Genomic DNA, 23,005 nt, shown 5'->3' with positions numbered 1-23,005 from the left:
TTGCGCAGGCTGGGTAGGAGGCGCGGCCAGAATTGACCGCGCCGATGCAACTTATTTCAGATCGATAAAAGGCAGTGCGCTGTTTGGCAGCATGGTGGTCGGCAATTCGCCGTTCCAGCGCTCGGCCTTGGTCAGCTCCACCAGGTTCTGGTTGCTGGCCAGCGCCTGGGCACGAGCCTTGATCGCCTCGGCTTCAGCCTTGCCGCGAAGCTCGGTGGCCAGGGCGTCCGCCTTGGCCTGGGCCACTTGCGAATCGGCCTCCGCCTGGGCCTGGGTCACGCGAATCTGGGCCTGGACCTGTTCCGTTGCGAGTTGTTGCTCGCGAGTCTTCACCTGGACTTCCGCTGCCATGCGCGCTTCGATGGCTTTTTCATAGGCGTCGCTGAAATCGATGTTTTCAACCTGGACGCTGTCGATGATCACCGGCCCGGTAATCGTCGATTTGATCGCAGCGGAAATATCATTGACCAACTGTACCCGGTTCTGCACAGCGGCGACGGCGTTGAACTTGCCGAACACGTTCTCCACCTGTGTCGGCACCTGCCGGCTGATCATCCGGTCGCGAATACCTTCCAGGTCCTTGAACTGGGTGTAGACCTTCGCCACATCGGAAGGCGCAATGTGCCAAGACACGGACACCTTGAGCTCGGCTGACTGCTGATCCTTGCTGTAGGCCTGCAGATCGTCGTACGACGTGACCTGGCTCTGGGTACTGATCAGGCGGACCGATTCGATAAAGGGCGTCTTGAACGACAGCCCCGGCTCAACCACCCCGACCAGCGCGCCGTTACGCAGGAGCACGCCGCGCTCGGTTTCATCAACCGTGTACCAACTGCCAAAGAAGACACACAACAGGGCCACGCCGATAATGGCTGCGCCGATCGAACCGATGGTTTTACTGGTCACTTTACTTTCCTTGAGTGGTTTAGGAGATGGCATGCACTGTTTCCTTTGTGAAGACCGTCACTGTTTTTTCAAACGCCAGACACGAAAAAGCCCTGACAAGTCAGGGCTTTAACATTCAAATATGGCGGAGGCGATGGGATTCGAACTCATGGACCTGTTACAGTCGACGGTTTTCAAGACCGTTGCCTTAAACCACTCGGCCACACCTCCGTATTGCGTTGCGGGCGCCATAATACCCGAATGAAACACACTGTCAAACTCTCTACGTAGCTTGTTACAGAGCGTCTGTTATGATCCTTGCCACTGAATGTTTCAAAACCGGAGGAGTGTCGCCATGCGCGAACAGGATTACGCAGTGAACAACAGCGTGCAGGCTGAGCAGCTAGAAGTTAGCCGCGTCCTGCGCAACACTTATGGCCTGTTGGCACTCACGCTCGCTTTCAGCGGTGTGATGGCCTACGTCGCACAACAGATGCGTGTCGGTTACCCGAACATCTTCGTTGTGCTGATCGGTTTCTACGGCCTTTTCTTCCTCACCAACAAGCTTCGTGATTCGGCCTGGGGCCTGGTTTCGGCTTTCGCCCTGACCGGTTTCATGGGCTTCCTGCTCGGCCCGATCCTCAATCGCTACCTGCAAATGCAGGGCGGCGCCGAAGTGGTCAGCTCGGCGTTCGCCATGACCGCCCTGGTGTTTGGCGGCCTGTCGGCCTACGTGCTGATCTCCCGCAAGGACATGAGCTTCCTGAGCGGTTTCATCACTGCTGGTTTCTTCGTGTTGCTGGGTGCGGTAGTGGCCAGCTTCTTCTTCCAGATCAGCGGCCTGCAACTGGCGATCAGCGCCGGCTTCGTGCTGTTCTCGTCGGTCTGCATCCTTTACCAGACCAGCGCGATCATTCATGGCGGCGAGCGTAACTACATCATGGCGACCATCAGCCTGTATGTATCGATCTACAACCTGTTTGTCAGCTTGCTGCAGTTGTTCGGGTTGATGGGGCGTGAGGACTGATATTGCCAGAATGCCTGGTGAGCTGTTGATTTGAGAGACGGCGCTTTTCCGAAAGGAGGGCGCCGTTTTTTTTGGTGTGGTGGTTTGTGTGCATATCCGTTTCTTCGGTATCGGCTGCTGGCGGTTCCGCTCTTACAGCGGGTCACTTTTTTCAGACGCCAAAAAAGTAACCAAAAAGGCTTTGCCCCACCACTCGGCACCTCGCCTAGGCTCGGTGTTCCCTCACTCCGGCCTTGCTCCGTGGGCCTGCCGCGATGGGCCATCCATGGCCCTGCGCGGCTATCCCGGCATCCATGCCGGGATGCCCATTCCACAAGGCCTGCGTTCGGCCAGCGTGGTTTAACGGGGCGCAAAGATCAAGATCAAGATCAAAATCAAAGTCGAAAGCAGAGCAAGAACTGGGGCATCTCCACCTGTGGCTGCGCCACTGCTATCCGAGCAAGCTCCACACTGGATTTTCATTAGCCACAACACTGACATGGACCAAAGAACCCTGTGGGAGCGAGCTTGCTCGCGAAGAGGCCAGTACATCCAACATCATCATTGGCTGTTACATCGCCTTCGCGAGCAAGCTCGCTCCCACAGGGGAACCAGGTCGGCCACCACCAACGAAGCTCACTCCATCGGCGGCAATCGCCGCTTCACCGGCGTCTTCTTGACAATTGCCGTATTGGTCTCCGCAAGCACATTCAACTTGTCCAGCAACACATCCAACTGTTCCATCGATCGTACATGCAGCCGTGCGATGAAACAGTCCTCGCCCGTCACCTTGTCGCACTCGGTAAATTCACCGATGGCCTGGATCTGTCGCTCCACCTCCTGCAACTGCCCCGCCAGCGGACGAATCCGCACGATGGCCTGTAGCTGATAACCAAAACACTTCGGATCGACCTCAACCGTGTAGCCCCTGAGCACGCCACGTTCTTCGAGTCGTCGCAGGCGCTCGGCTACGCTGGGGGACGACAGGCCGCTCAGGTTCGCCAAGGCCTTGAGCGAACGCCGGGAGTCTTCCATCAAGGCGCTGATGAGGATTTGATCGATGTCGTCAGTCATTTCGGCTCCGTTAGGCAAATACGTGAAGCTGCCTTGATAAAAAAGGTGGAAAGCCAGTTTAGCCTTTTCCAAGCCATGGAGAAGCGGCCCGGTGGATGGGCATACTGTGCTCACTTGACGAAGGAGCCCGAAGATGGACAAGACCTTACGCCGCGGTTCGCTCGAAATGACCGCCGCCATGCTGATTTCCGGAACCATAGGCTGGTTCGTGCTGGTCTCGGGCCAGCCTGTGCTGGATGTGGTGTTCTGGCGTTGCGTGTTTGGCGCCGAGCACGCTGCTGTTGATTTGCGCGGGCCTTGGCTTCTTGCGCCGGGACATTCTGACACGCACGACTTTCCTGCTGGCGGTGCTCAGCGGCGTGGCAATCGTCGGTAACTGGGTGTTGTTGTTCGCTTCCTATTCCCGCGCTTCGATTGCTATCGGTACGGCGGTGTACAACGTCCAGCCATTCATGTTGGTGGGGCTGGCGGCATTGTTCCTGGGGGAGAAAATCACGGCGCAGAAGCTGTTCTGGCTGGCGGTTTCGTTTCTCGGGATGCTGGCGATCGTCAGCGCCCATGGCGAACAAGGGCAGGGGGGCGGGAATTATCTGGTGGGTATTGCCTTGGCGCTTGGGGCGGCACTGTTGTACGCCGTTGCGGCGCTGATCATCAAGCGCCTGACGGGCACGCCACCGCATTTGATCGCGCTGATCCAGGTGAGCACCGGGGTATTGCTGCTGGCGCCATGGGCGAATTTCTCGGCGCTACCACAGCAGCCAGAGGCCTGGGCCAGCCTGGTGGCTTTGGGCATGATTCACACGGGCGTGATGTACGTGCTGTTGTACAGCGCGATCCAACGGTTGCCGACTGCCGTGACGGGCGCGCTGTCCTTTATCTACCCGATCGCGGCGATCTTCGTCGACTGGTTCGCCTTCGGCCATCGTCTCGAACCGCTGCAATGGCTGGGCGTGGCGGCGATCCTGCTGGCGGCTGCCGGCATGCAGCAGGGCTGGGGCCTCAAGTGGCGCCGCGCAGCCCTGTCCTGAACAACGGAGGCGGGTCAGAAGATGTAATCGGTGGTCAGGAAGTTTGAATCCCGTTCCCGGATGATGTCGCTGATCAATGCCTTGTTGTTCTCTTGGAACTTGGTCGCCACCAATGTGCGGATCGAAAAGGTGCGCAGGGCATCGTGCACCGACAACGTGCCTTCGGCGGAGTTTTTCCGGCCATTGAACGGGAAGGTGTCGGGGCCGCGCTGGCACTGGGCGTTGATGTTGATGCGCCCGACCTGGTTGGCAAAGGTGTCCACCAGCTTGCCGACTTCGGCCGGGTTGGTGCCGAAGATGCTCAGTTGCTGGCCGAAGTCCGACTCCAGTACGTAGTCGACCACGGTGTTGAGGTCGCGGTACGGCACGATGGGCACCACCGGGCCGAACTGTTCTTCGTGATAGACCCGCATCGCCGTGTTCACCGGGTAGAGCACGGCCGGATAGAAGAACGAAGCCCTGGATTCTCCGCCGTGCTGGTTCATGACACCCGCGCCTTTGGCGATCGCATCGGCCACCAGCGAATGCAAATAATCGACCTTGCCGGCTTCCGGCAAGGGTGTCAGGGCCACGCCATCTTCCCAAGGCATCCCGGGTTTCAAAGCGGCAAGCTTGGCATTGAATTTCTCGATGAATGCCGGGGCGACGTCTTCGTGAACAAACAGAATCTTCAGTGCCGTGCAGCGTTGGCCGTTGAATGACAGTGAACCGGTCAGCGCCTCGCTGACGGCGTTATCCAGGTCGACATCACGCAGCACCAGGCCGGGATTTTTTGCATCCAGCCCAAGGGCGGCACGCAGGCGATGTGGGCGCGGATGAAGTTTCTTGAGGTCGCTGGCGGCTTTGTTGGTGCCGATGAACGCGAAGATGTCGATCTTGCCACTGGCCATCAGCGCGCTGACGGTTTCTCGCCCACTGCCGTAGATCACATTGATGACCCCGGCCGGAAAGCTGTCGCGGAAGGCTTCCAGCAACGGACGGATCAGCAGCACGCCAAGCTTGGCCGGCTTGAATACCACGGTGTTGCCCATGATCAGCGCGGGAATCAGCGTGGTAAAGGTTTCGTTCAGTGGATAGTTGTAAGGGCCCATGCACAGGGCAACGCCCAGGGGGACGCGTCGGATCTGTCCAAGGGTGTCCTGTTCCAGTTCGAAGCGGCTGGAGCGACGGTCCAGTTCCTTTAGGGCATTGATGGTGTCGACGATGTAGTCGCAGGTACGGTCGAATTCCTTCTGGGAGTCCTTGAGGTTCTTGCCGATCTCCCACATCAGTAGCTTGACCACGGCTTCACGTTGTTCGCGCATGCGCGCCAGGAAGGTTTCGACATGACGGATGCGTTCGGCGACGCGCATCGTCGGCCATGTGCCTTGGCCGCGATCATAGGCCCGGACGGCGGCGTCGAGCGCGGTGAGTGCTGTCTCGGCATCCAGCAGCGGTGTGCTGCCGAGGATGACCTGCTCATCGCCACCGGGGCTTGCCAGGTAAACCGGGCTGCGCACGGTGGCCAGGGGACCTTGCCAGGTTCTCAGTACGCCGTCGACCAGGTATTCCCGTTGTTCGACTGGGTCACCGAGACGGTAGGCCGGCGGAATATCGGTGGCGCTGGGGAATAGATCGGAAAGTAGGTTGGCTGTGGTCATATCGTTACTCCATCAATGAAATGAGCCATGGGCTGACAGTCTGCAGCGCTTTTAGCGTTATACGCCTTAATGGAGGTGTTTTCGAAGCGGCAAGGGGCGGGCGGCCGGGCTGCCTGCTCCCTCGCAGGGAATGCATCGAAGAGAAAGGCGGACGTTTACCAACGCATCCGCACGCCCAGGCTGGCGATGACGCCGTTGAGGTCGTTGTCATCGACGTCACTGCTGTAGTCGGCGCTGACATACAGGCTTACCACCGGCGTCACCCGGGCGACCAGGCCCAAGCCCACTTCAACGGTGGAAGATTTGCGGCTGCTGCTGATCTTGTCGACCTTGTCCAGGGTCAGGGTGTCGGCGCTCTGGACCGTGTGCCAGAGGTTCGTGCGCACGTAGGGCTCGACGCCCAGGCCGTTGACTTGATAGTTGCCTTTGAGCCGGGCGCCGACGCGACCGCTCCAGGTGCTCAATTCATTGCTGTCACTCTTTTCACTGGAGGGCGTATCCAGGCTGACGCGTTGATTGATCAACTGTGCCTGGGGCTCGACCACCCAGTTGTCACTGATGCCGATGGGAAATCCACCTTCAACCGACAGTGTGACGGCACTGCCCTCGGTGGCTTGGCGCAGGCCCTGTTCATTCAGGCTGAAGCCATTGACCCGTCCACCGCTTGCGCTCAGGTCGACGTGCCAGCCGGCGGGTCCGGTCAGGCTCCAATAAGCGCCAAGGTTTTCACCCTTCAGACTCAGGGAATCCTGGCCCGGCTCGGCCAGCGCAGGGGGCACGAGCATCCCGCTGCTATTGGCTGTGAGCTGGCTCTGGCCACTGATCAGACCCATGCGTTGGGTGTGGCCGCTGACGTTTCGCAAGGTGAACAGCGCGGGGCTTTTGCCAGGGACGGGGTCATTGCTCGCCTGGCTGCCGGTGGGCGTCCGGCCATACCAGGGGGCTGTGAGGGGATCTTCCAGTTCGGCCTGAACTTGCATCGACGAGCACAGCAACAAGGAAGTCGAGACGGTGCAGAAGGTGGTTTTGAATTCCTGTGGGCGGGGGGACGTTTTCATGGGGGTCTGCCTTGCAATTGCATGCATTTCTCGCTTAGGGCGTCTCTCCTACCCCGAATGAGGGGCGACCGAATGGGATGAGGCAAACCTCTGGCGGCCCGCGATGGCGGGTTCCAGAGGCCTGCCCCTGACTGTGTTCCGGGGGTAGTACGTTGTAGTCAAGAGGACCGTTGCGGTCACGTCAAGAAATTGGCCGACAAATGGCAGAGTGAAATCACCTAGCGCTAACCCAATGATTTTACGGTTATAAAATCGACCTATTCTGGGCGTCAAATCCTCGTCGTTTCGCCTCACCAACTAATCCGCACACCAACATTCCCAGCCACGCTGCGTTGTTGGTTGCTGTCCAGATTGTTGCTGTAGTCCACACCCGCATAGGCACTGACCGAGGTTGCCAGGCTAACGATAACGCCAACGCCCAGATCCGCCGTGGAGGCCCGCTGTTCGGTCTCGATGCGTTGGGCACCGTCGAAAGTTACCGTATCGGTGCCTGAAAAGGTGTGCCAGATGTTCGCCCGCAGATAAGGTTCGACGGGTATGTCGCTGACTCGATAAGAGCCTTTGAGTCGCGCGCCGAAGCGTGCGGTCCAGGTGCTGTCGGAATCGAACTTGACCTTGGAAATCCCGTCGTCCTGCGTGCCCAGGGTGATTTTCTGATGAATGATCTGGGCCTGGGGCTCAAGGACCCAGCCACGTGAAACCGCAAACGGATAGCCAGACTCCGCCGACAGGGTCAAGGCATGCCCGCGATTATCGATTTTTAGCCCGCGTTCGGAGCGGTTATCGCCATTCAAGCGAGTGCCCATCACCACCGCATCGAGATAGCCGCCGGATGGATCGATCAACGTCCAGTAGAGCCCGTAGCTGTCGCCGTCGAGTTCGACCTTGCCGGCGCGTCGACCTTTGAAGCCGAGGTTGAAGCCGTCGACGTTGCCGTTCAACTCCGTATGCCCGACAAAAAAGCCGATGCGCTGGGTCTGGCCGTCGGAGGTCGGCGCAGCGTATAGGTCATTACCCACCTGAAAGCCCTTGATGGAGCCATCGAAGCGCGGTGTCACCGTGCCGGCCCAGGTCTGGTCGAGGTCCTTTCCATAGGCTCGGCCCCAACCTGCGCCAAACGTGCCAGTTTCCGTCAGCAGGCGTTGATCGCCCTGGCGATCGTGGAACGTGCCCAGGGCCATCAGGGTCAGTTGCGCCGCCGCCGGAGGCAATACCGACCAGGTCGGTACTTCCGGGCGATACAGCGGAATCGGCGCGGCGCCTGGTACGGCGACTGGCAAGGGCGGCAGCCTTGGGCTGGGCGCGGCCACCGGGCCGGCCACTACCGTTGAGCGCAGGTACCAATTGTTGGCGTTGCCGGTCACGCCACCCTTGAACAGGCGGTAATCGAACGCCCCCGCCGAGACCGATTGCGCCAAGGAGAAGGCACCGCTGTCGCTGACGGCACCACCCTGGGCCTGGACGAGCTCGATGCCGTCCTGGGCGGTCAAGGCACCGGAGCCCCCCAGGTTCGTGACGGTAATGGCCGTGCTGCCGGTGAGCATGCCACCGTTGACGATCAGTTTGTCGCTCGGTGAGTCATCGGCCCCTAGCACTGTTTGCAGGCGCAACTGACCGCCGTTGCCTGCGTAATTGCCTTGCACGGTGAGGGTATCGTTGGTGCGGGTGTTACCGCTGGCAAGATCAATTGTCCCGGCGTTGTCGAGTGTGGTCATCTGCCCAGCAGAGAACGGCGCGATGATGCCTTGAGTCGCTGTCAGCACGCTGCTGCTGTCGATTTCAACCACCCCCGTGCCCGTCGTGCTGTCGCCCAGAACAAGCGTATCGCCCAGGTCCAGGCGCGAGCCCTGGGAAAGCTTGATGGTTTCAAAGTTGACATAGCGGGCGCCCATGCTTGAAGTGGTGCCCTCCAGCGCAAGGGCGTCCTGGCCCAACCCGCCGTCTACCCGTGGCGTAACCATCAACGCTGCCTCATCGAGGGTGCGCAACGAGGCTGTGTCATTACCGGCGCCCATCAAAACGGCCGAGTGGATCAGGCCGCCGCTCCACTCCAATCGGTCATTGCCAAGGCTGGTGCGAACTTCACCCACGATCTCACCACCGCTCACGCTGATGCTGTCGTTGCCATCGCTGACACTGATGTTGCCCCCGATGCGTCCTCCCGACACGATGATGGTGTCCTGACCAAAACCCGTCACCAAATTGCCAATGATATTCCCGCCCGACATGTCAAAGACGTTGTCATCCAGCTTCATGTTCACTCGCCCGATGGTGCCACCGGTCATCTTGGCAACGTCGCCGTCTTCGAAGGCATCGACGATAGTGCCGCCCGTCATCAGGAACCTGTCGATGCCATCGCCCTGTGACAGGGACAGAATTCGGCCGCCGTTCATTTCGAACGCGTCTTCTTCTGAACCTTGCTCGACGTCACCGTCGATCACGCCGTTGGCATTGATCAGAACGCGGTCGTTTCCGGCGTCGAAGGTAACGTCGCCCTGGATAAGGCCGCTGCCTGAGACGGTCAGGTCGTTGTTACCCGACAGGTCAGTCAGGGCTGCGGCGGCGGGTGCGCTGTCGCAAACATAGGTGTCGTCGCCTGCCGTGGGTACCAGCGTGCAAGCCGCCATGGTGGATGAGACGGGCAGCAGGAGCGGAGCTGCCACCCACAAGACATTCAACAAGCGATTGAAATGCCGATCGCGCCGACTCATGTGCTATCCCTCTGCATGGGCATCCATGGCATGCCTGTTTCAGCATGGGTTGCACGACAGATGGCACACAGGGCCCGGCAACGCTCGCTGTATGCAAAGCACGCTAACAACGAACGAAGAGGGTCGCTACTGTCAGATCTTACAGGTGGATGCGCTCAGGCCTGGCCGCTACAGATGGACTTCCACCGACAGTGGAAGATGATCGCTCAGGTGCGTCCAAGGTTTGTTGCCAAGTATTTGCGGGGCGTGGCTGGTGGCGTTGCGCAGGTATATCCGGTCCAGGCGCAGCAGGGGGAATCGGGCCGGGTAGGTCCGGGCGGGGCGACCGTGGTGCTGTTCGAAGGCCTCATGCAGGTATTGGCGACGGGCGAGGGTGACGTTGCCGCGCAATTGCCAGTCGTTGAAATCGCCAGCGATGATGACCGGAGCGTCTTCCGGCAGGGAGTCGAGGAGCCTGCAGAGCAACTTGAGTTGTAATTGGCGATGACTCTCCAGCAGGCTCAGGTGCACGCAGATGCCGTGGACTTCGGCGTGGCCCGGTACGTCCAGCACACAATGCAGAAGCCCACGCCGCTCGGGGCCTGTGATCGACACGTCGAGGTTGCGAAACTGGCGGATCGGGTACTTGGAAAGCAGTGCATTGCCATGGTGGCCGTCCGGGTATACCGCGTTCCGGCCGTAGGCAAAGTCGCTCCACATGCTGTCGGCCAGGAATTCGTATTGGGATGTCTGGGGCCAATTGTCATAACGCGTGGCATGACGATCATGTTCGCCCAGCACCTCCTGCAGGAACACCAGGTCAGCGCCCGTGCTGCGCACCGCTTCGCGCAGCTCGGGCAGGATGAAGCGGCGGTTCAGGGCAGTGAAGCCCTTGTGTGTATTCACCGTCAGAACACGCAGTCGATGAATCGCCGCGGGCGCTCCCAGCGGTACTGATTCTTCGGCCCGCCAGTCGGGATCGCGAGTCACGTTCACTCCTGAATCAGACGTCTCTGTTCATGCGACTGACGGCGGCTGCGGCAGTTCCGGAATTCTTGATGGGCAGGGTTTTGTGAACGATAAAAAACCAGGTGGGCGCGAGCTTGCTCGGGCCCACAGGTCCTGGGGATTAGATAAAGACGATTTCATAGGGCATGCCCATGCGGTCGAGGATGACCCGCGGCACGAGCGGTGCGATGCCGTTGGCGGGCTCGCCGTTCAGTTGGCTGGTGTAGGCATGCATGGCGTGACGTTTGCGTGCGGTGGTCCAGACGTCCAGGCGTAACTTGCGCGCTCGGTGCCAAGGAATCTTGTTCTGCTCGCGGACGGGCCAATGCCAGGCCCATACGGGCAGCTCATTGAAGGCCGCGCCGATATTGTCGGCGGCCTGGGCTCCGGCGCGGCCGACCGTCTCGTGGTCGCTGTCGCCATCCATGCGCCAGGTGCTGAATACCACGTCGCCGGGTCGCAGGTGATGACGGATGAATGCGCTCAGTTGCGCTTCATGTTCAGCCAGGCCTTTCTCCGGAAAACCGCCGCGCACCCACTGCAGCCCGTGGGACGGTACGCCCAGGCGGTGCAGGGCATCCACGCTTTCCTGGGGATGCGGGCGAAATGTGCGCAGTCGTTCATCGGACCATAATGGCGAGCCGGGAGGGCTTGGGAGGCCGTCGGTGACCGAGATCAACAGCATGGGTTGGCCCAGGTTGCTCAGCAATTGGAGCAGGCCGCCGCAGGCACCGACCTCATCGCCGGGGTGCGGAGCCAGGATGACCGCGCGGGCGCCTGATGGGATCAAGGTCTGGGTACTGATGATGGGAATGTCGGCCAGTTGCGGCGAGCTGTTCCATATCTGCGGGTGCTGCCGGCCTTGCGAGTGAGAGGCTGGTTTCATCGGAGTACGTCCTTGTCGTGTTCAATCGTGCAGTCACACAGTGGGCCGGCCGCCCATTGTTGCCCGTAAGGGCCTGACTGTGATTTGCGCTGATCCGAGTCCTGGATCTTCGCGCAGGGAAAGTATTGACCATGCTGACGGATTCGTCGCGTCGGAATGTGTATCTGAACTGCATTTTTTGCGTTCGAACTGCGCTGCATTGCGACAGAAATCGCGTCCTTGCGGTTTCCGCCGTCTTGTCGCCGTGTATCGCCTGCGCTTAGTCCTCTTCTTCGCGTTGCAATTCGAACAACAATAGCGAACGTCCGGTCACTGAATATTCGCAATCAAATTCAAAACGCTCCTGGCCGCGCACCAAGGGTTGGTTGGTGTCCACCATGCAGGTCCAGAAACTGCCTTCAGGTACCTCCGGCAGGCGGAAATTGACGATGTCATGGTGCGCATTGACCACCAGCAGCAACGTGGCGTCGCCCCCTTTGCGGCGGATGCCGGTTTCCTGGGCGCGTCCGTCCATCAGCATGCCCAGGCAGCGACCGTGGCTGTCCTGCCATTGCTCGATGGTCATCTCGCTGCCATCCGGGGCCAGCCAGGTGACGTCCTTGACGCCGATGTCCTCGTTGTAGTTGCCCACGAGAAAGCGTCCGCGCCGCAGGATCGGATAGGTCAGGCGCAGCTTGATCAAGCGCTTGACGAACTTGAGCAGCGCCTCGCCATCCTGGCTAAGGTCCCAGTTGACCCAGCCGATCTCGCTGTCCTGGCAGTAAGCGTTGTTGTTGCCATGCTGGGTGCGGGCGAATTCGTCCCCGGCGACAATCATCGGTGTGCCTTGGGCCAGCAGCAAGGTCGAGAAGAAATTGCGCATCTGCCGATGGCGCAGGGCGTTGATCTGCGGATCGTCCGTCGGACCCTCCACGCCGTGGTTCCAAGACAGGTTGTTGTTGCTGCCGTCCTGATTGTTCTCGTCGTTGGCTTCGTTGTGTTTATCGTTGTAGGACACCAGGTCATGCAACGTGAAGCCATCGTGGGCGGTCACGAAGTTCACCGAGGCGTATGGCCGGCGCCCACGCTGGTTGAACATCTCGCCCGAAGCAGTCATGCGGCTGGCGAAGTCGGCAAGTTGGCCGTCGTCGCCTTTCCAGAAGGCGCGCACGGTGTCGCGGAATTTGTCGTTCCACTCGACCCAGCCCGGCGGGAAACGTCCGACCTGATAGCCGCCAGGACCGCAATCCCAAGGCTCGGCGATCATTTTCACCTGGCGCAGCACGGGGTCCTGTCGACAGGCAACGAGGAAACTGTGGCGCTCGTCGAAGCCGTCATGGTAACGGCCGAGGATGGTTGCCAGGTCGAAGCGGAAACCGTCTACATGCATTTCCGTGGCCCAATAGCGCAGGGAGTCGGTGACCATCTGCAACACGCAGGGGTGGCTCAGGTCCAGCGTGTTGCCGGTGCCGGAGTCGTTGATGTAATAGCGTTTGTCGTCGGGCATCAGCCGGTAGTACGAGGCATTGTCGATGCCGCGCATGGACAGGGTCGGGCCCTGTTCATTGCCCTCGGCGGTGTGGTTGTAGACCACGTCGAGAATGACTTCGAGGTTGGCCTCGTGCATGTGCGCGACCAGCTCCTTGAACTCGGCGATCTTGCCGCTGGCCAGGTAACGCGGGTCCGGGGCAAAGAAGGCAATGCTGTTGTAGCCCCAATAGTTGGTCATGCCTTTGTGCAGCAGGTGCTGGTCGTTGACGAAGGCGTGGATGGGCAACAGCTCCACCGAGGAAACGCCCAGCTTGCGAATGTGTTCGAGCACATCGTCGACCATCAGGCCGGCGAACGTGCCTCGCAAGTTCTCCGGCACCGAAGGGTGGCGCATGGTGAAGCCGCGCACGTGGGTTTCATACAGGATGGTCTTGTCCCACGGCACGGTGACCCGGTGATCATGGCCCCAAGTATGGGCCGGGTCGATGACCTTGCACTTGGGCACGAACGGGGCGCTGTCGCGCTCATCGAAGCTGAGGTCGCCGTCCGGGTGGCCGATGGTGTAGCCGAACAGCGCTTCAGACCACTTCAGCTCGCCAACCAATTGTTTGGCATAGGGGTCGATCAGCAACTTGTTGGGATTGAAGCGATGGCCATTCTCTGGGTCATAAGGGCCATAGACCCGATAACCGTAGATAAGCCCGGGATGCGCGTCTGGCAGATACCCGTGGTAGATCTCATCGGTGTATTCCGGCAGTTCGATACGCTCGAGCTCGACTTCGCCGGCGTCGTCGAAAATACACAGTTCGACCTTTGTGGCGTTGGCTGAGAACAACGCGAAATTGACCCCCAGGCCATCCCAGGTCGCGCCGAGCGGAAACGGCAGCCCTTCACGAATCCGCGAGGCCTCGATAACGGGCGGCGGCGTGGTTTTCTTTGGACGGGTCATAGTTGCTCCTGCAAAAGACAGATTCGGTAATGCGGTGCACGTGGGGCAGGGTGGTGCCCGATGCTTGTGGCGAGGAGACGAATCCCCAGGCCACAGGCGAGCCCCTTCGTTGAAAGAAGGACAGGATTGAAAACGATGAGTTCGGAGGATCAGACCGCTGGTGGTTTGCGCGCCGCTCGTGGCTTTTTCGCTGGGGCCTTGTCAGCAGGCGGGACCACCGCAGCGGTTGCTGCGGAAGGTTTCGCAGCAGGTTTGGCCTTGGGCGTCGTGCTTTTCGTGGCGGCCTTGGCAGCGGGGCTCTTGGCCGCGGCGGGCTTGGCGCCATCCGTTTTGCTGGCGGCGGTCTTGCTCGCAGCCTTGGGCGGTTTGCTCGGTGCCAGGGCTTCGGCTTCCGCCAGTTTGCGCGCCATCTCCCAGTGACGCTTTTCCTGCCCGGCGGGCTTACCCTCGGACTCCCAGATCTGGTAGGCAAATTCACGAATGCGTTTATCGTCGGTACTCATCGCAGTGCTCCTGACTTGACTCAAGATTGGATAAAGACATTGACCGGGAAATCCCCCAGCGCGGCGCTGACCATCAGCTCCCTTTGGGGTGTGACTGTTGCGCTTGCAAAAAGTCCCTTCAGTTTTTCGTCCTCGGCGGCAAACGGTAACGACACGCGGGTATCGCCCCAGTCCGATGCAGTGACCTGGGGCAGGGCACTGTTTTCCAGCAGGCTGGCCGTGTGAATCGGTACCACCACGATTGCCCGTTGCTGCTTGTGCTCGCGCATGAAGGCCAGTACTCGCCCGTCGTGTTCGCCTAGCACCGACAGCGGCTGGTAGCTGCCCTGGCGGAACAGTTGCGAGTACTCGGACCGCAGGGCCAGCGTGCGCGCGATCAGCGCCTGCTTGATCCGACCGTCACGCCAGTCGCGCAGCAGCGCCACGGGTGAACTGTCGGCCTGCATCGCCTCGCGGCGGGCCGGGAAATCCACCGGGCGACGGTTGTCGGGATCCACCAGGCTGAAGTCCCAGAACTCGTTGCCCTGGTACAGGTCCGGCACGCCGGGCACGGTCATGCGCAGCAAAGTTTGCGCCAGACTGTTGAGGGCGCCTGCCGGAGCAATGGCCTGGACGGCTTCGGCGATGGCGCAACGCAACGGCAGGCCTTCATCGCACAGCAATAGCCGTTCAAGGAACATCTGGGTGGCTTGCTCGTAGGCGTCGTTGACCGCCGCCCAACTGCTTTGCAGCTTGGCCTCGCGTAGCGCCTTGCGTTGCCACTGCCACAGGCGTTCGGCGTAGTCGCCCAGGGCTTTCTGATCCTGCAGGTCGAGGTCCAGGGGCCAACTGCCGAGCAGCGCCTGGTAGAGGATCAGTTCATCGCCGGCCGACGGCGCCGCGGGGTCGCTGTGCAGCGACGGCGAGAGGATGCGCCATTGCTCCACGCACGTGGTGTACCAGTCCGGACGTTCGCTGATCACCGCCAGCCGGGCACGGGTGTCCTCGCCGCGCTTGTGGTCGTGGGTGGCGGTGGTGATCAGGTTGTCGGGGAAATGCTTGAGCCGTTCGATGCAGGCGTCGTGGAATTCCTGCGCCGGCGCGCTGAACCGTTCGGTGTTGTAGCCCACGTCGTTGCGTGACAGCAGCACCGCCGAGCGATAGAGCGCGGTGTCCTCGACCGCCTTGGCGGCGGCTGGCGAGGTCAGTTGCTGGAAGCGCACGCAGGCATGCCGCAGGCGTTTACGCTGGCTTCCCCTCGGGCGTTGGCGCCAAGGCATGCCGCCGAGCCAGTTGGCCAGGCAATCGAGTACGGGCCAGTCGGCTTCGCTGAGGGTTTGCCGGGCGCCTTCAAGAGCCTTCTGGAAAAATACCTCGTCCTCGGCGGAGCGACCCAAGGGGCTGATATAGGTGCGATACACCGGGAAGTGCACGATCAATTCCTGCAACGCCCGGCGAATCGCGCCGAGGGTCAGGTCGCGGGTCATCACGTCGTCCCGGGCGACTTGCAACAAGGCCTGGGCAACGCTCTCGAAATCCCCGGCCAGGGAACCGTTGAGAATCTGCTGGCGGGCCAGGCGGGCTTCATCGATGAAATGCGCGGGCCGTTCGCTGTTTCGGCTCCAGAATTCGGCGAGACGTTCGGCTCCGGCCGGGTCATGCTGCAGCAGCGAAATCTGGTTCATGAACTCATAACCGGTGCTGCCGTCGACCTTCCAGTCGCGGCGCAGCGTTTCGTCATCGCCGAGGATCTTCTCGACGAAAATCGGCAGGTGCCGCGAGGGCGAAAGCGAGTCGACGCGACGGCGCAGCTTGCGGCAGTAACCGCGAGGGTCGGCCAGGCCATCGATGTGATCAATCCGCAGGCCGTCCACAAGTCCCTCGGCGATCAGCTCGAAGATTTTCGTGTGGGTCGCCTCGAACACCGCCGGGCGTTCGACCCGCAGGCCACCCAGTTCATTGACATCGAAAAAGCGCCGCCAGTTGATGTCATCCGCCGCCGTGCGCCAACTGGCGAGGCGGTAGCTCTGGCGTTCCAGTAGCTGATGTAGGCGTTCGAAGCCGTCGGACTCCAGCGAATCATAACCGCGCAGGTTGTCTTCGATCGCGCCAAGCATGCCCGGCTGGGAAGCCAGGTCTCGCAGCTCCTGTTGCAGGGGCTGGGCCAGGGAATGGGCGTCGGTCTGGTAGTTCAGCGTGGTGAAACGCTCGGCCAGCGCCCTGAGCGAGTCGACCTGTTCCGGTGGCAGATTGTCCGAGGGTTTGAGCAGCTCGCCGTACTGCATCGGGCAAATGGGAAAGCGGTGTTCATAGTGCTCGACGAAGAAGCTGCCTTGACCGGCGTCGAAGCGCAGTTTCAGGGTGCCTTCCTGCAAGGCCACGCCGTAGTCGCTCCCAAGGAAAGGCAACAGCAACTGGCCTTCCATCAGCGGGTCGGGTGAATGCCACTGGATGTCGAAGAATTCGCCATAAGGGCTCAGGCGCCCCCATTCCAGCAGGTCGAGCCACCAAGGGTTGTCATTGCCGCCAACGGCCATGTGATTGGACACGATGTCGAGGATCAGGCCCATCCGATGCTCGCGTAAGGTGGCCACCAGGCGCCTGAGCGCAGCCTCGCCACCGAGTTCCGGGTTGACCTGGGTCGGATCGACCACGTCGTACCCGTGCATGGACCCGGCGCGGGCTTTGAGCAGCGGCGAAGCATAGAGATGGCTGATGCCCAGGGAAGCGAAGTACGGCACCTGGGCGATGGCATCGTCCAGGGTGAAGCCTTTATGAAATTGCAGGCGCAAGGTCGCCCGCAGCGGTTGAATCAATGTCTGGTTCATCGGTCACGCTCGTTCGCCTGAAGTCTCGCGCAGGCGAGTATTTCCAGACGCCGCGCGGCGTCCGGGTCGTCCAGCAGCGCCCGGCTGTCCAAAGCCAGGCGCCGCCGCCAGTTGGGGTGGGTGTCGGTGGTGCCGGGCAGGTTGGCCTGTTCTTCGACGCCCAGGGCATCTTCGAGCGGCAGCAACACCAGTGGCGCACGGGTATGCCCGAGGAAACGCACGCTGGCGTCCAGCACCTGGTCGGTTTCGCGATGTTCCTCGCGAAAATTCTGCGGATCCTGGTTCAGCGCGTTGCGCAGCCCGTCGCGTTCACGCTCGCGGTGCTCGGCGCCAATCCATCTCGGTGTGGGAATCGATCAAGTCCAGCCGGGCGTTCCAATCGATGTCATGGCCGTGCCACCAGCCATTGAGCGTGGGCAGATCATGGGTGCTGGTGGTCGCGAGGGCGTTGTCCGGCCAATCGAGGATGGGCTTGAAATGGGTATTGTCCTGTTCGAACAACAGCACGCGCATGCCCAGGATGGAGCGAGCGATGAGCTTGTCCCGCAGGCCGTCGGGCACGGTGCCAAGGTCCTCGCCCAGCACGATGGCCTGGTGACGATGGGACTCCAGGGCCAACAGGCGCAGTAGGTCATCGATGGGGTAATAGAGGTAGGCGCCGTCGGTGGGGGGCGCGTCGTTGGGGATCACCCACAACCGTTGCAGGCCCATGATGTGGTCGATGCGCAAGCCACCCGCGTGAGCAAAATTGGCCCGCAACATCTCGATGAACGCGCGGAAACCATTGCGTACCAGCCCTTCGGGGGAGAAGGCCGAAATGCCCCAGCCCTGGCCCGAGCGATTGAGGATGTCGGGCGGTGCGCCGACGGTGAGCGACGCGAGCAATTCATCTTGCCGGCTCCAGGCCTGGCTGCCGCCACCGTCGGCGCCCACCGCCAGGTCGGCGATCAGGCCGACACCCATGCCACTGGATTTGGCCGCGCTCTGGGCGCGTTCCAGGCAGCGGGCAATCAGCCATTGGCAGAAGGCGTAGAAGCCGATTTCATCGGCGTTTTCCTCGGCGAAACGGGCGATTGCGGCGCTGCGCGGATCGCGCCATTCTGCGGGCCATCGGCGCCAGTCGAGGCTTTCGCCCCGGGCGGCGCGCTCGGCCTGCAGGGCTTCGAAGCGGCAATGGTTTTCCAGGGCTTCGCCACTGCTGTGGCGAAAGCTGCTGAAATCCTCGTGCAGCGGATGCTCGCCCTGGCTGAAACCGTCGTATAGCGCACGAAGAATCCGTTGCTTGGCCTCGGCGGCCACCGGCCAATCGATCAGTGGCTGTTGCTCAAGATTCTGCAGTTGATTGGCCAGGCCCGTGGCGTCGATGGCGGTGCGCAGTGCACGCTCGCCCAGGATGGTGCCCGGCGCGGCGTACAGGCTGTTGAGGAACAGTCGGCTGGACGGTGAATAGGGGCTGTAGCGTCCGGTGTCGCTGCTGAACATCGCATGCATCGGGCTGATGGCCAGCGCGTCGGCACCCCGTTCGCCGGCCACTCGCGCCAACTCTTCCAAGGCCTGGGTGTCGCCGAAGCCGCCATCACCCGGGCGGCGCAGCGAATACAGCTGGGCACTCAGGCCCCAGGCCCGAGGTGTCGGGTCATCGACCGCATCCGCCACGCTGTAGCAGCGAGCCGGGGCCACGGCCAAGGTGAAGTGCTGGCCCTGGATGCTGACATGCTGGTAACCCACCGGCACGATCCCCGGCAAGGCAGCAGCGGCATCGAGTTTCGAATTCAGTGTCGCGCCGTCCTCAAGCTGGATTTCGCAAGGTGTGCCGGGCTCGAAATAGCGGCTCAAATCGACATTGACCCCGACATCCGCCGTGATCAGCGGGGGCAGGCGATGGTTCTGTTGATCTTCCTGCAACTGCAGCAGGCTGGCATCGATTTCCTGGGCGCTGCCAGCGGGATGACCCAGGCCGGTCAGGACCGAGCGCAACACGGCCGGTGATACTTTCTGGGCTCGGCCATTGGCATCGATCCAGTCCACCGCCAGGCCCGCTCGGCCGGCGAGGATTTCCAGTTGCGCATCGCTCATAGGCGCTCTCCAGTAATTGTGGGCAAGGTGGCCGCTTGCGTCAGACTGACCAGCGCGCTATGGGGTGTGAGAACCCCCTGTTGCAACAGACCCATGGCCTGCGGTGGATGTTCGAAAAGAATCTGTGCCTCGTGAGGTGCGCTGTGTTCGACGGCTTGGTCACTGAGGTTCAGGTCGATACGCAGCACACTGCCGTCGCCCAGTTGCCAGCGTGCGCTCACCGCGCCATGACCCAGCACCTCGGCACCCAAGGCATGGGCAGCGGGCAGGCGCGGGACGATTTGCTCACGGCGAATTTTCAGCAATTGGCGATAAAGCGCTTCGCAGGCCAGTTGCTCCGGCTGGTGTGCTTCAAGGGTTGGTCGAGAGGCCTCGAAGGTGCTGGCCGCATTCGGATCAGGGATTCGCGCACGCTTTTCGGGATCGGCAAAGGCGCTGAAAGCCTTGAACTCGTTGCGTCGGCCTTCGCGCACCAGCTCCGCCAGTTCACCGTGGTGGCTGGTGAAGAACAGGAAGGGTTGGTCGGCGATGACTTCATCGCCCATGAACATCAACGGAATCATCGGCGACAGCAGCAACAACGCCGTCGCCGCTTGCAGGGCCTGTGGCGCGGCCAGTTGATGCAAGCGCTCACCGAGGGCACGGTTGCCGATCTGGTCGTGGTTCTGCAGGAACAGCACGAACGCGCTCGGCGGCAGGTGGCCACTGGGTTCGCCACGGGATTCGCCATGGCGGTTGGTATGGCCCTGGAACACGAAGCCCTGGCTCAGGCAGCGCGCGAGTTTTTCCGTCGGTTGCTCGGCGTAGTCGGCGTAGTAGGCGTCGGTCTCGCCCGTGAGCAGGACGTGCAGGGCGTTATGCCCGTCATCGTTCCATTGGGCGTCATAGCCCTGTTCCAGCAGGCTGGCCTGGTTGTGTTCGTTCTCGACGGTCAACCAGACATGCCGCGTCGGGTCCACCTGCTGACGCACCTGGGCGGCCAGTTCCTGCAGGAAATCGGGGTCCTCGATGGCGTGCACGGCGTCCAGGCGCAGGCCGTCGAAACGGTATTCCAGCAGCCACATCAGGGCATTGTCGATGAAGAAGTCGCGGACCTCGCGGCGCCGGAAGTCGATCGCCGCGCCCCAGGGCGTGTGCTTGTCTTCGCGAAAGAACCCCTTGGCGTAGCGATGCAGATAATTGCCGTCGGGGCCAAAGTGGTTGTAGACCACGTCGAGGATGACGGCCAACCCATGGCCGTGGGCGCTGTCGATCAGGTGCTTGAGCTGGTCCGGCGTGCCGTAGGAGGCTTGCGGGGCGTAGGGCAGTACACCGTCGTAGCCCCAATTGCGATCGCCGGGAAACTGCGCCAGCGGCATCAGTTCGATGGCCGTCACGCCAAGCCCGGCCAGGCGAGCGAGTTGTTGCTCGACGCCTTCGAAACCGCCGAGGGCGCCGACGTGCAGTTCGTAGATGACGGCATCGTACCAGGGGCGACCGCACCAACTGGTGTGGCGCCATTGATAAGCATGGGGGTCGACCACCACGCTGTGGCGGTCGATATCACCGTCCTGGGACCGGGACGCGGGGTCAGGCACTTCCAGTTCCCCGTCGATGTTGTAGCGGTAGCGAGTCGCCGGCGGCGCAACGGGCCTGGATCATGAACCAGCCATTGGCCTGGGGCAGCATCGGTATGGATTCTCCAGTGTCGAGTTCGACACTGACGTAAAACGCATCAGGGGCCCACAGGGCGAAACGGGTGTGCTCTGGATCAAGCAAGACCGCGCCGTGGGTCCGGGTTTCAGGCATCCTTGACGGCATCGGTTACCTCATTGTCTAGCCGATTTTCCCAATGATTTAGCGACCAGTTGTTCATAGAGTTCGGCGTAGGGTTCTACGGCCTTGCTCCAGTTGAAGGGGGCCGACATCGCGCGGCAGCGCATGGCATTGAGCAGTTCGGGGAATTCGAAAACCTTGAACGCGCGGCTCAAGGCCTGCTTGTAGCTCTCCACGGTCGACTCATCGAACAGGAAACCAGTGATGCCGTCCTCGATGGTGTCCGCCAACCCGCCGGTGTTGCGTGCAACGGGCAGCGAGCCGAAGCGTTGGGCGTACATCTGGCTCAGGCCGCAGGGCTCGTAGCGCGAAGGCATCAGCAGGAAATCGCTGTCGGCGAACATCCGCCGCGCGTCGGTCTCGTTGAAGCCGATACGCACGCCGATGCGCCCGGGGAAGCGCAGCGCCAGTTCGCGCATGGCCTGTTCTTCTTCCGGCTCGCCACGACCGATGATCGCGATCTGCCCACCGGACTCGACGATGAACTCGGCCACGGCCTCGGTCAGGTCCAGGCCTTTCTGATAGACCAGGCGCGACACCACGGCAAACAGCGGGCCGGTGGAATCCTCCAGGCCGAACAGATCGCGCACATGAGCGGCGTTGGCGGCCTTGCCATCCCAATCGCCTATGGAAAACTGGCGCAGCAAGTGGGAGTCGGTGGCCGAATCCCAGCTTTCATCGATGCCGTTGGGGATGCCGCTGAGCAGGCCTTGTTGAGTCTTGGAAGCAAGGAACCCGTCGAGGCCGCAGCCGAACGCCGGGGTAGTGATTTCCTGGGCGTAGGTGGCGCTGACGGTGGTGATGTGGCTGGAATAGGCCATGCCGGCCTTGAGGAACGACAGCTTGCCGTAGAACTCCATGCCCTCCTGTTGCAGAGCATGTTCCGGGATACCCAATTCAGGGCAGGACGCGAGGCTGACCACGCCCTGGTACGCCAGGTTGTGGATGGTGAACAGGGTCGGGGTGCGTTGGCCGCGCCAGTGCATATAGGCCGGCGCGAGCCCTGCTGGCCAATCATGGGCGTGGACCAGGTCGGGGCACCAGTGGATCTGCGCCAGGTTGGCGGCGATGTCGGCGGCGGCCAGGCCCAGGCGGGCGAAGCGGATGTGGTTGTCAGGCCAGTCGCGACCGTTGTTGGCGCCGTAAGGAGAACCTTCGCGAGCGTAGAGTTCGGGACAGATCAGTACGTAGATCACCAAGCCGTCGGCCATGTCCATGCGACCGATCTTGCAAGGAGGAAGCGCTGCGTGGCCACCCAGTTCGCCGATGATATGAATAGGATTGCCGCTGTTCATGACTTGCGGGTAGCCGGGGATCAATATCCGCACGTCGTGCAGACCGGCCATGGCGCGGGGCAGCGCGGAGGAGACGTCACCCAGGCCGCCGGTCTTGACCAGGTCGGCGATTTCCGACGTCACGAACAGGATTTTCTTGCGATTGGGATTCTGTCGAACGACAGGTAGCAGTGCCTTGCCTCCGGTGGCCAACACCGGTGCCGTCGGCGATTCGGCCGCCGGCGGTAGTTGAGAACGGACTTGCTGTGGTTCCAAGGCAGCACTGATCATAAATAACTCCTATTTCTCGATCTGTTTCCGGCAAGCGCCAGAGCTGTTGTTTCATTGGCCGAATCCTGCGGCCAGGCGCACGAGCGCTACGCAAGGAGAGCAAAGCGCTGCCCAATGCGGCGAAGCGAATCAGGTGAGGGGGCCGTTGCAAGGAATGCTCCAGCCGTTGTTGCCCTTCCTCTAACCTGACCTGTCGCCGTTGCGAAAAGTTTCGACTTTTTTTCCTCCGGATGACCGGTCGGTTTTCCCCTCGGTTCGGCAGTCTAGGTCAGAAGCTAGAGCGGTGCGGTTCGCTTCGTCGAATTGTCGGACAATCACGCGAACTGTCGGCAATGTCTTACACGACGTAGGGGAATTCGAGCCGACGAAATGCAGCTTGTTTGAAACAGTCGGGGTGTATGGAAGGGCGATGGTTCAATCGCGTGCGCGGTTCAGCGGCGCTGCGCACCATTAAGGGGCGGGCGGCATGGAGGCGTTTTGATGGCTTTCAGGACGAGCGCTTGCATGCCCCCTTGTGGGAGCGAGCTTGCTCGCGATAGCGGTGT

The 23,005-nt window shown here is 61.4% G+C and carries 12 protein-coding genes, 1 tRNA gene and 3 pseudogenes; 2 read left to right on the top strand and 14 right to left on the bottom strand.

The window, feature by feature from the left end; genetic code table 11:
• Positions 1–51 precede the first annotated feature (51 nt).
• Positions 52–906: a prohibitin family protein gene (locus AB4N42_RS19550; RefSeq protein WP_181290198.1), complete on the bottom strand. Its 855-nt coding sequence runs from the start codon at positions 904–906 to the stop codon at positions 52–54.
• A 122-nt stretch (positions 907–1,028) separates the two neighbouring features.
• A tRNA-Ser gene (locus AB4N42_RS19545) sits at positions 1,029–1,116 on the bottom strand.
• 124 nt (positions 1,117–1,240) lie between these two features.
• On the opposite strand from AB4N42_RS19545, the gene AB4N42_RS19540 reads away from it, so the two are divergent.
• Positions 1,241–1,912 (top strand): Bax inhibitor-1/YccA family protein, encoded by a 672-nt coding sequence (locus tag AB4N42_RS19540; protein ID WP_460115189.1) that lies wholly within the window; start codon positions 1,241–1,243, stop codon positions 1,910–1,912.
• A 615-nt stretch (positions 1,913–2,527) separates the two neighbouring features.
• On the opposite strand, the gene AB4N42_RS19535 is transcribed toward AB4N42_RS19540, so the two are convergent.
• A complete protein-coding gene (locus AB4N42_RS19535) occupies positions 2,528–2,965 on the bottom strand; it encodes an Lrp/AsnC family transcriptional regulator (protein ID WP_030142755.1) in 438 nt (145 codons plus the stop codon).
• A gap of 133 nt (positions 2,966–3,098) precedes the next feature.
• Between AB4N42_RS19535 and AB4N42_RS19530 the strand changes: the two are divergent.
• Positions 3,099–3,993: pseudogene (locus tag AB4N42_RS19530) on the top strand (DMT family transporter).
• A 14-nt stretch (positions 3,994–4,007) separates the two neighbouring features.
• On the opposite strand, the gene AB4N42_RS19525 reads toward AB4N42_RS19530, so the two are convergent.
• The 11 genes and pseudogenes from AB4N42_RS19525 to glgA all read right to left on the bottom strand — a co-directional run bounded on the left by AB4N42_RS19525 (position 4,008) and on the right by glgA (position 22,460).
• Positions 4,008–5,633, bottom strand: coding sequence for an NADP-dependent glyceraldehyde-3-phosphate dehydrogenase (locus AB4N42_RS19525; RefSeq protein WP_198796980.1), 1,626 nt, complete (start codon positions 5,631–5,633; stop codon positions 4,008–4,010).
• 155 nt (positions 5,634–5,788) lie between these two features.
• Positions 5,789–6,691 carry an autotransporter domain-containing protein gene (locus AB4N42_RS19520; protein ID WP_198796979.1) on the bottom strand — a complete coding sequence of 301 codons (903 nt, stop codon included), beginning with the start codon at positions 6,689–6,691 and terminating at the stop codon, positions 5,789–5,791.
• Between the two features lie 290 nt (positions 6,692–6,981).
• Positions 6,982–9,402 carry an autotransporter family protein gene (locus AB4N42_RS19515; protein WP_460115188.1) on the bottom strand — a complete coding sequence of 807 codons (2,421 nt, stop codon included), beginning with the start codon at positions 9,400–9,402 and terminating at the stop codon, positions 6,982–6,984.
• A gap of 168 nt (positions 9,403–9,570) precedes the next feature.
• Positions 9,571–10,371: an endonuclease/exonuclease/phosphatase family protein gene (locus AB4N42_RS19510; RefSeq protein ID WP_460115187.1), complete on the bottom strand. Its 801-nt coding sequence runs from the start codon at positions 10,369–10,371 to the stop codon at positions 9,571–9,573.
• Positions 10,372–10,510: 139 nt separating this feature from the next.
• Positions 10,511–11,275: a PIG-L deacetylase family protein gene (locus tag AB4N42_RS19505; protein ID WP_030142749.1), complete on the bottom strand. Its 765-nt coding sequence runs from the start codon at positions 11,273–11,275 to the stop codon at positions 10,511–10,513.
• Between the two features lie 259 nt (positions 11,276–11,534).
• Positions 11,535–13,694, bottom strand: a complete 2,160-nt coding sequence (gene glgX / locus AB4N42_RS19500; RefSeq protein ID WP_030142748.1) for a glycogen debranching protein GlgX — start codon at positions 13,692–13,694, stop codon at positions 11,535–11,537.
• Positions 13,695–13,843: 149 nt separating this feature from the next.
• Positions 13,844–14,197, bottom strand: a complete 354-nt coding sequence (locus tag AB4N42_RS19495) for a DUF2934 domain-containing protein (protein WP_030142747.1) — start codon at positions 14,195–14,197, stop codon at positions 13,844–13,846.
• Positions 14,198–14,217: 20 nt separating this feature from the next.
• On the bottom strand, positions 14,218–17,004 hold the full coding sequence (locus AB4N42_RS19490; protein WP_460115186.1) for a malto-oligosyltrehalose synthase: 2,787 nt from the start codon (positions 17,002–17,004) through the stop codon (positions 14,218–14,220).
• Positions 17,001–19,080, bottom strand: a pseudogene (gene malQ / locus AB4N42_RS19485) (4-alpha-glucanotransferase). Before malQ ends, AB4N42_RS19490 begins: the two are co-directional and overlap by 4 nt.
• A pseudogene (treZ, locus tag AB4N42_RS19480) lies at positions 19,077–20,880 on the bottom strand (malto-oligosyltrehalose trehalohydrolase). The pseudogenes malQ and treZ overlap by 4 nt, the downstream one beginning before the upstream one ends.
• An 8-nt stretch (positions 20,881–20,888) precedes the next feature.
• Positions 20,889–22,460: a glycogen synthase GlgA gene (gene glgA, locus AB4N42_RS19475; RefSeq protein WP_460115185.1), complete on the bottom strand. Its 1,572-nt coding sequence runs from the start codon at positions 22,458–22,460 to the stop codon at positions 20,889–20,891.
• Positions 22,461–23,005: the final 545 nt, after the last annotated feature.

Source organism: Pseudomonas sp. H2_D02, assembly GCF_054677635.1.
Note: the sequence above shows the minus strand (reverse complement) of the source record. Positions and strands in the feature narration are given on the sequence as shown.

What these genes read in the sequence shown, in the direction of transcription:
- AB4N42_RS19540 (WP_460115189.1), top strand. Translation starts at nt 1,241, where the DNA reads ATGCGCGAACAGGATTACGCAGTGAACAACAGCGTGCAGGCTGAGCAG.
- AB4N42_RS19535 (WP_030142755.1), bottom strand. Translation starts at nt 2,965, where the DNA reads ATGACTGACGACATCGATCAAATCCTCATCAGCGCCTTGATGGAAGAC.
- AB4N42_RS19525 (WP_198796980.1), bottom strand. Translation starts at nt 5,633, where the DNA reads ATGACCACAGCCAACCTACTTTCCGATCTATTCCCCAGCGCCACCGAT.
- AB4N42_RS19520 (WP_198796979.1), bottom strand. Translation starts at nt 6,691, where the DNA reads ATGAAAACGTCCCCCCGCCCACAGGAATTCAAAACCACCTTCTGCACC.
- AB4N42_RS19515 (WP_460115188.1), bottom strand. Translation starts at nt 9,402, where the DNA reads ATGAGTCGGCGCGATCGGCATTTCAATCGCTTGTTGAATGTCTTGTGG.
- AB4N42_RS19505 (WP_030142749.1), bottom strand. Translation starts at nt 11,275, where the DNA reads ATGAAACCAGCCTCTCACTCGCAAGGCCGGCAGCACCCGCAGATATGG.
- glgX (WP_030142748.1), bottom strand. Translation starts at nt 13,694, where the DNA reads ATGACCCGTCCAAAGAAAACCACGCCGCCGCCCGTTATCGAGGCCTCG.
- AB4N42_RS19495 (WP_030142747.1), bottom strand. Translation starts at nt 14,197, where the DNA reads ATGAGTACCGACGATAAACGCATTCGTGAATTTGCCTACCAGATCTGG.
- AB4N42_RS19490 (WP_460115186.1), bottom strand. Translation starts at nt 17,004, where the DNA reads ATGAACCAGACATTGATTCAACCGCTGCGGGCGACCTTGCGCCTGCAA.
- glgA (WP_460115185.1), bottom strand. Translation starts at nt 22,460, where the DNA reads ATGATCAGTGCTGCCTTGGAACCACAGCAAGTCCGTTCTCAACTACCG.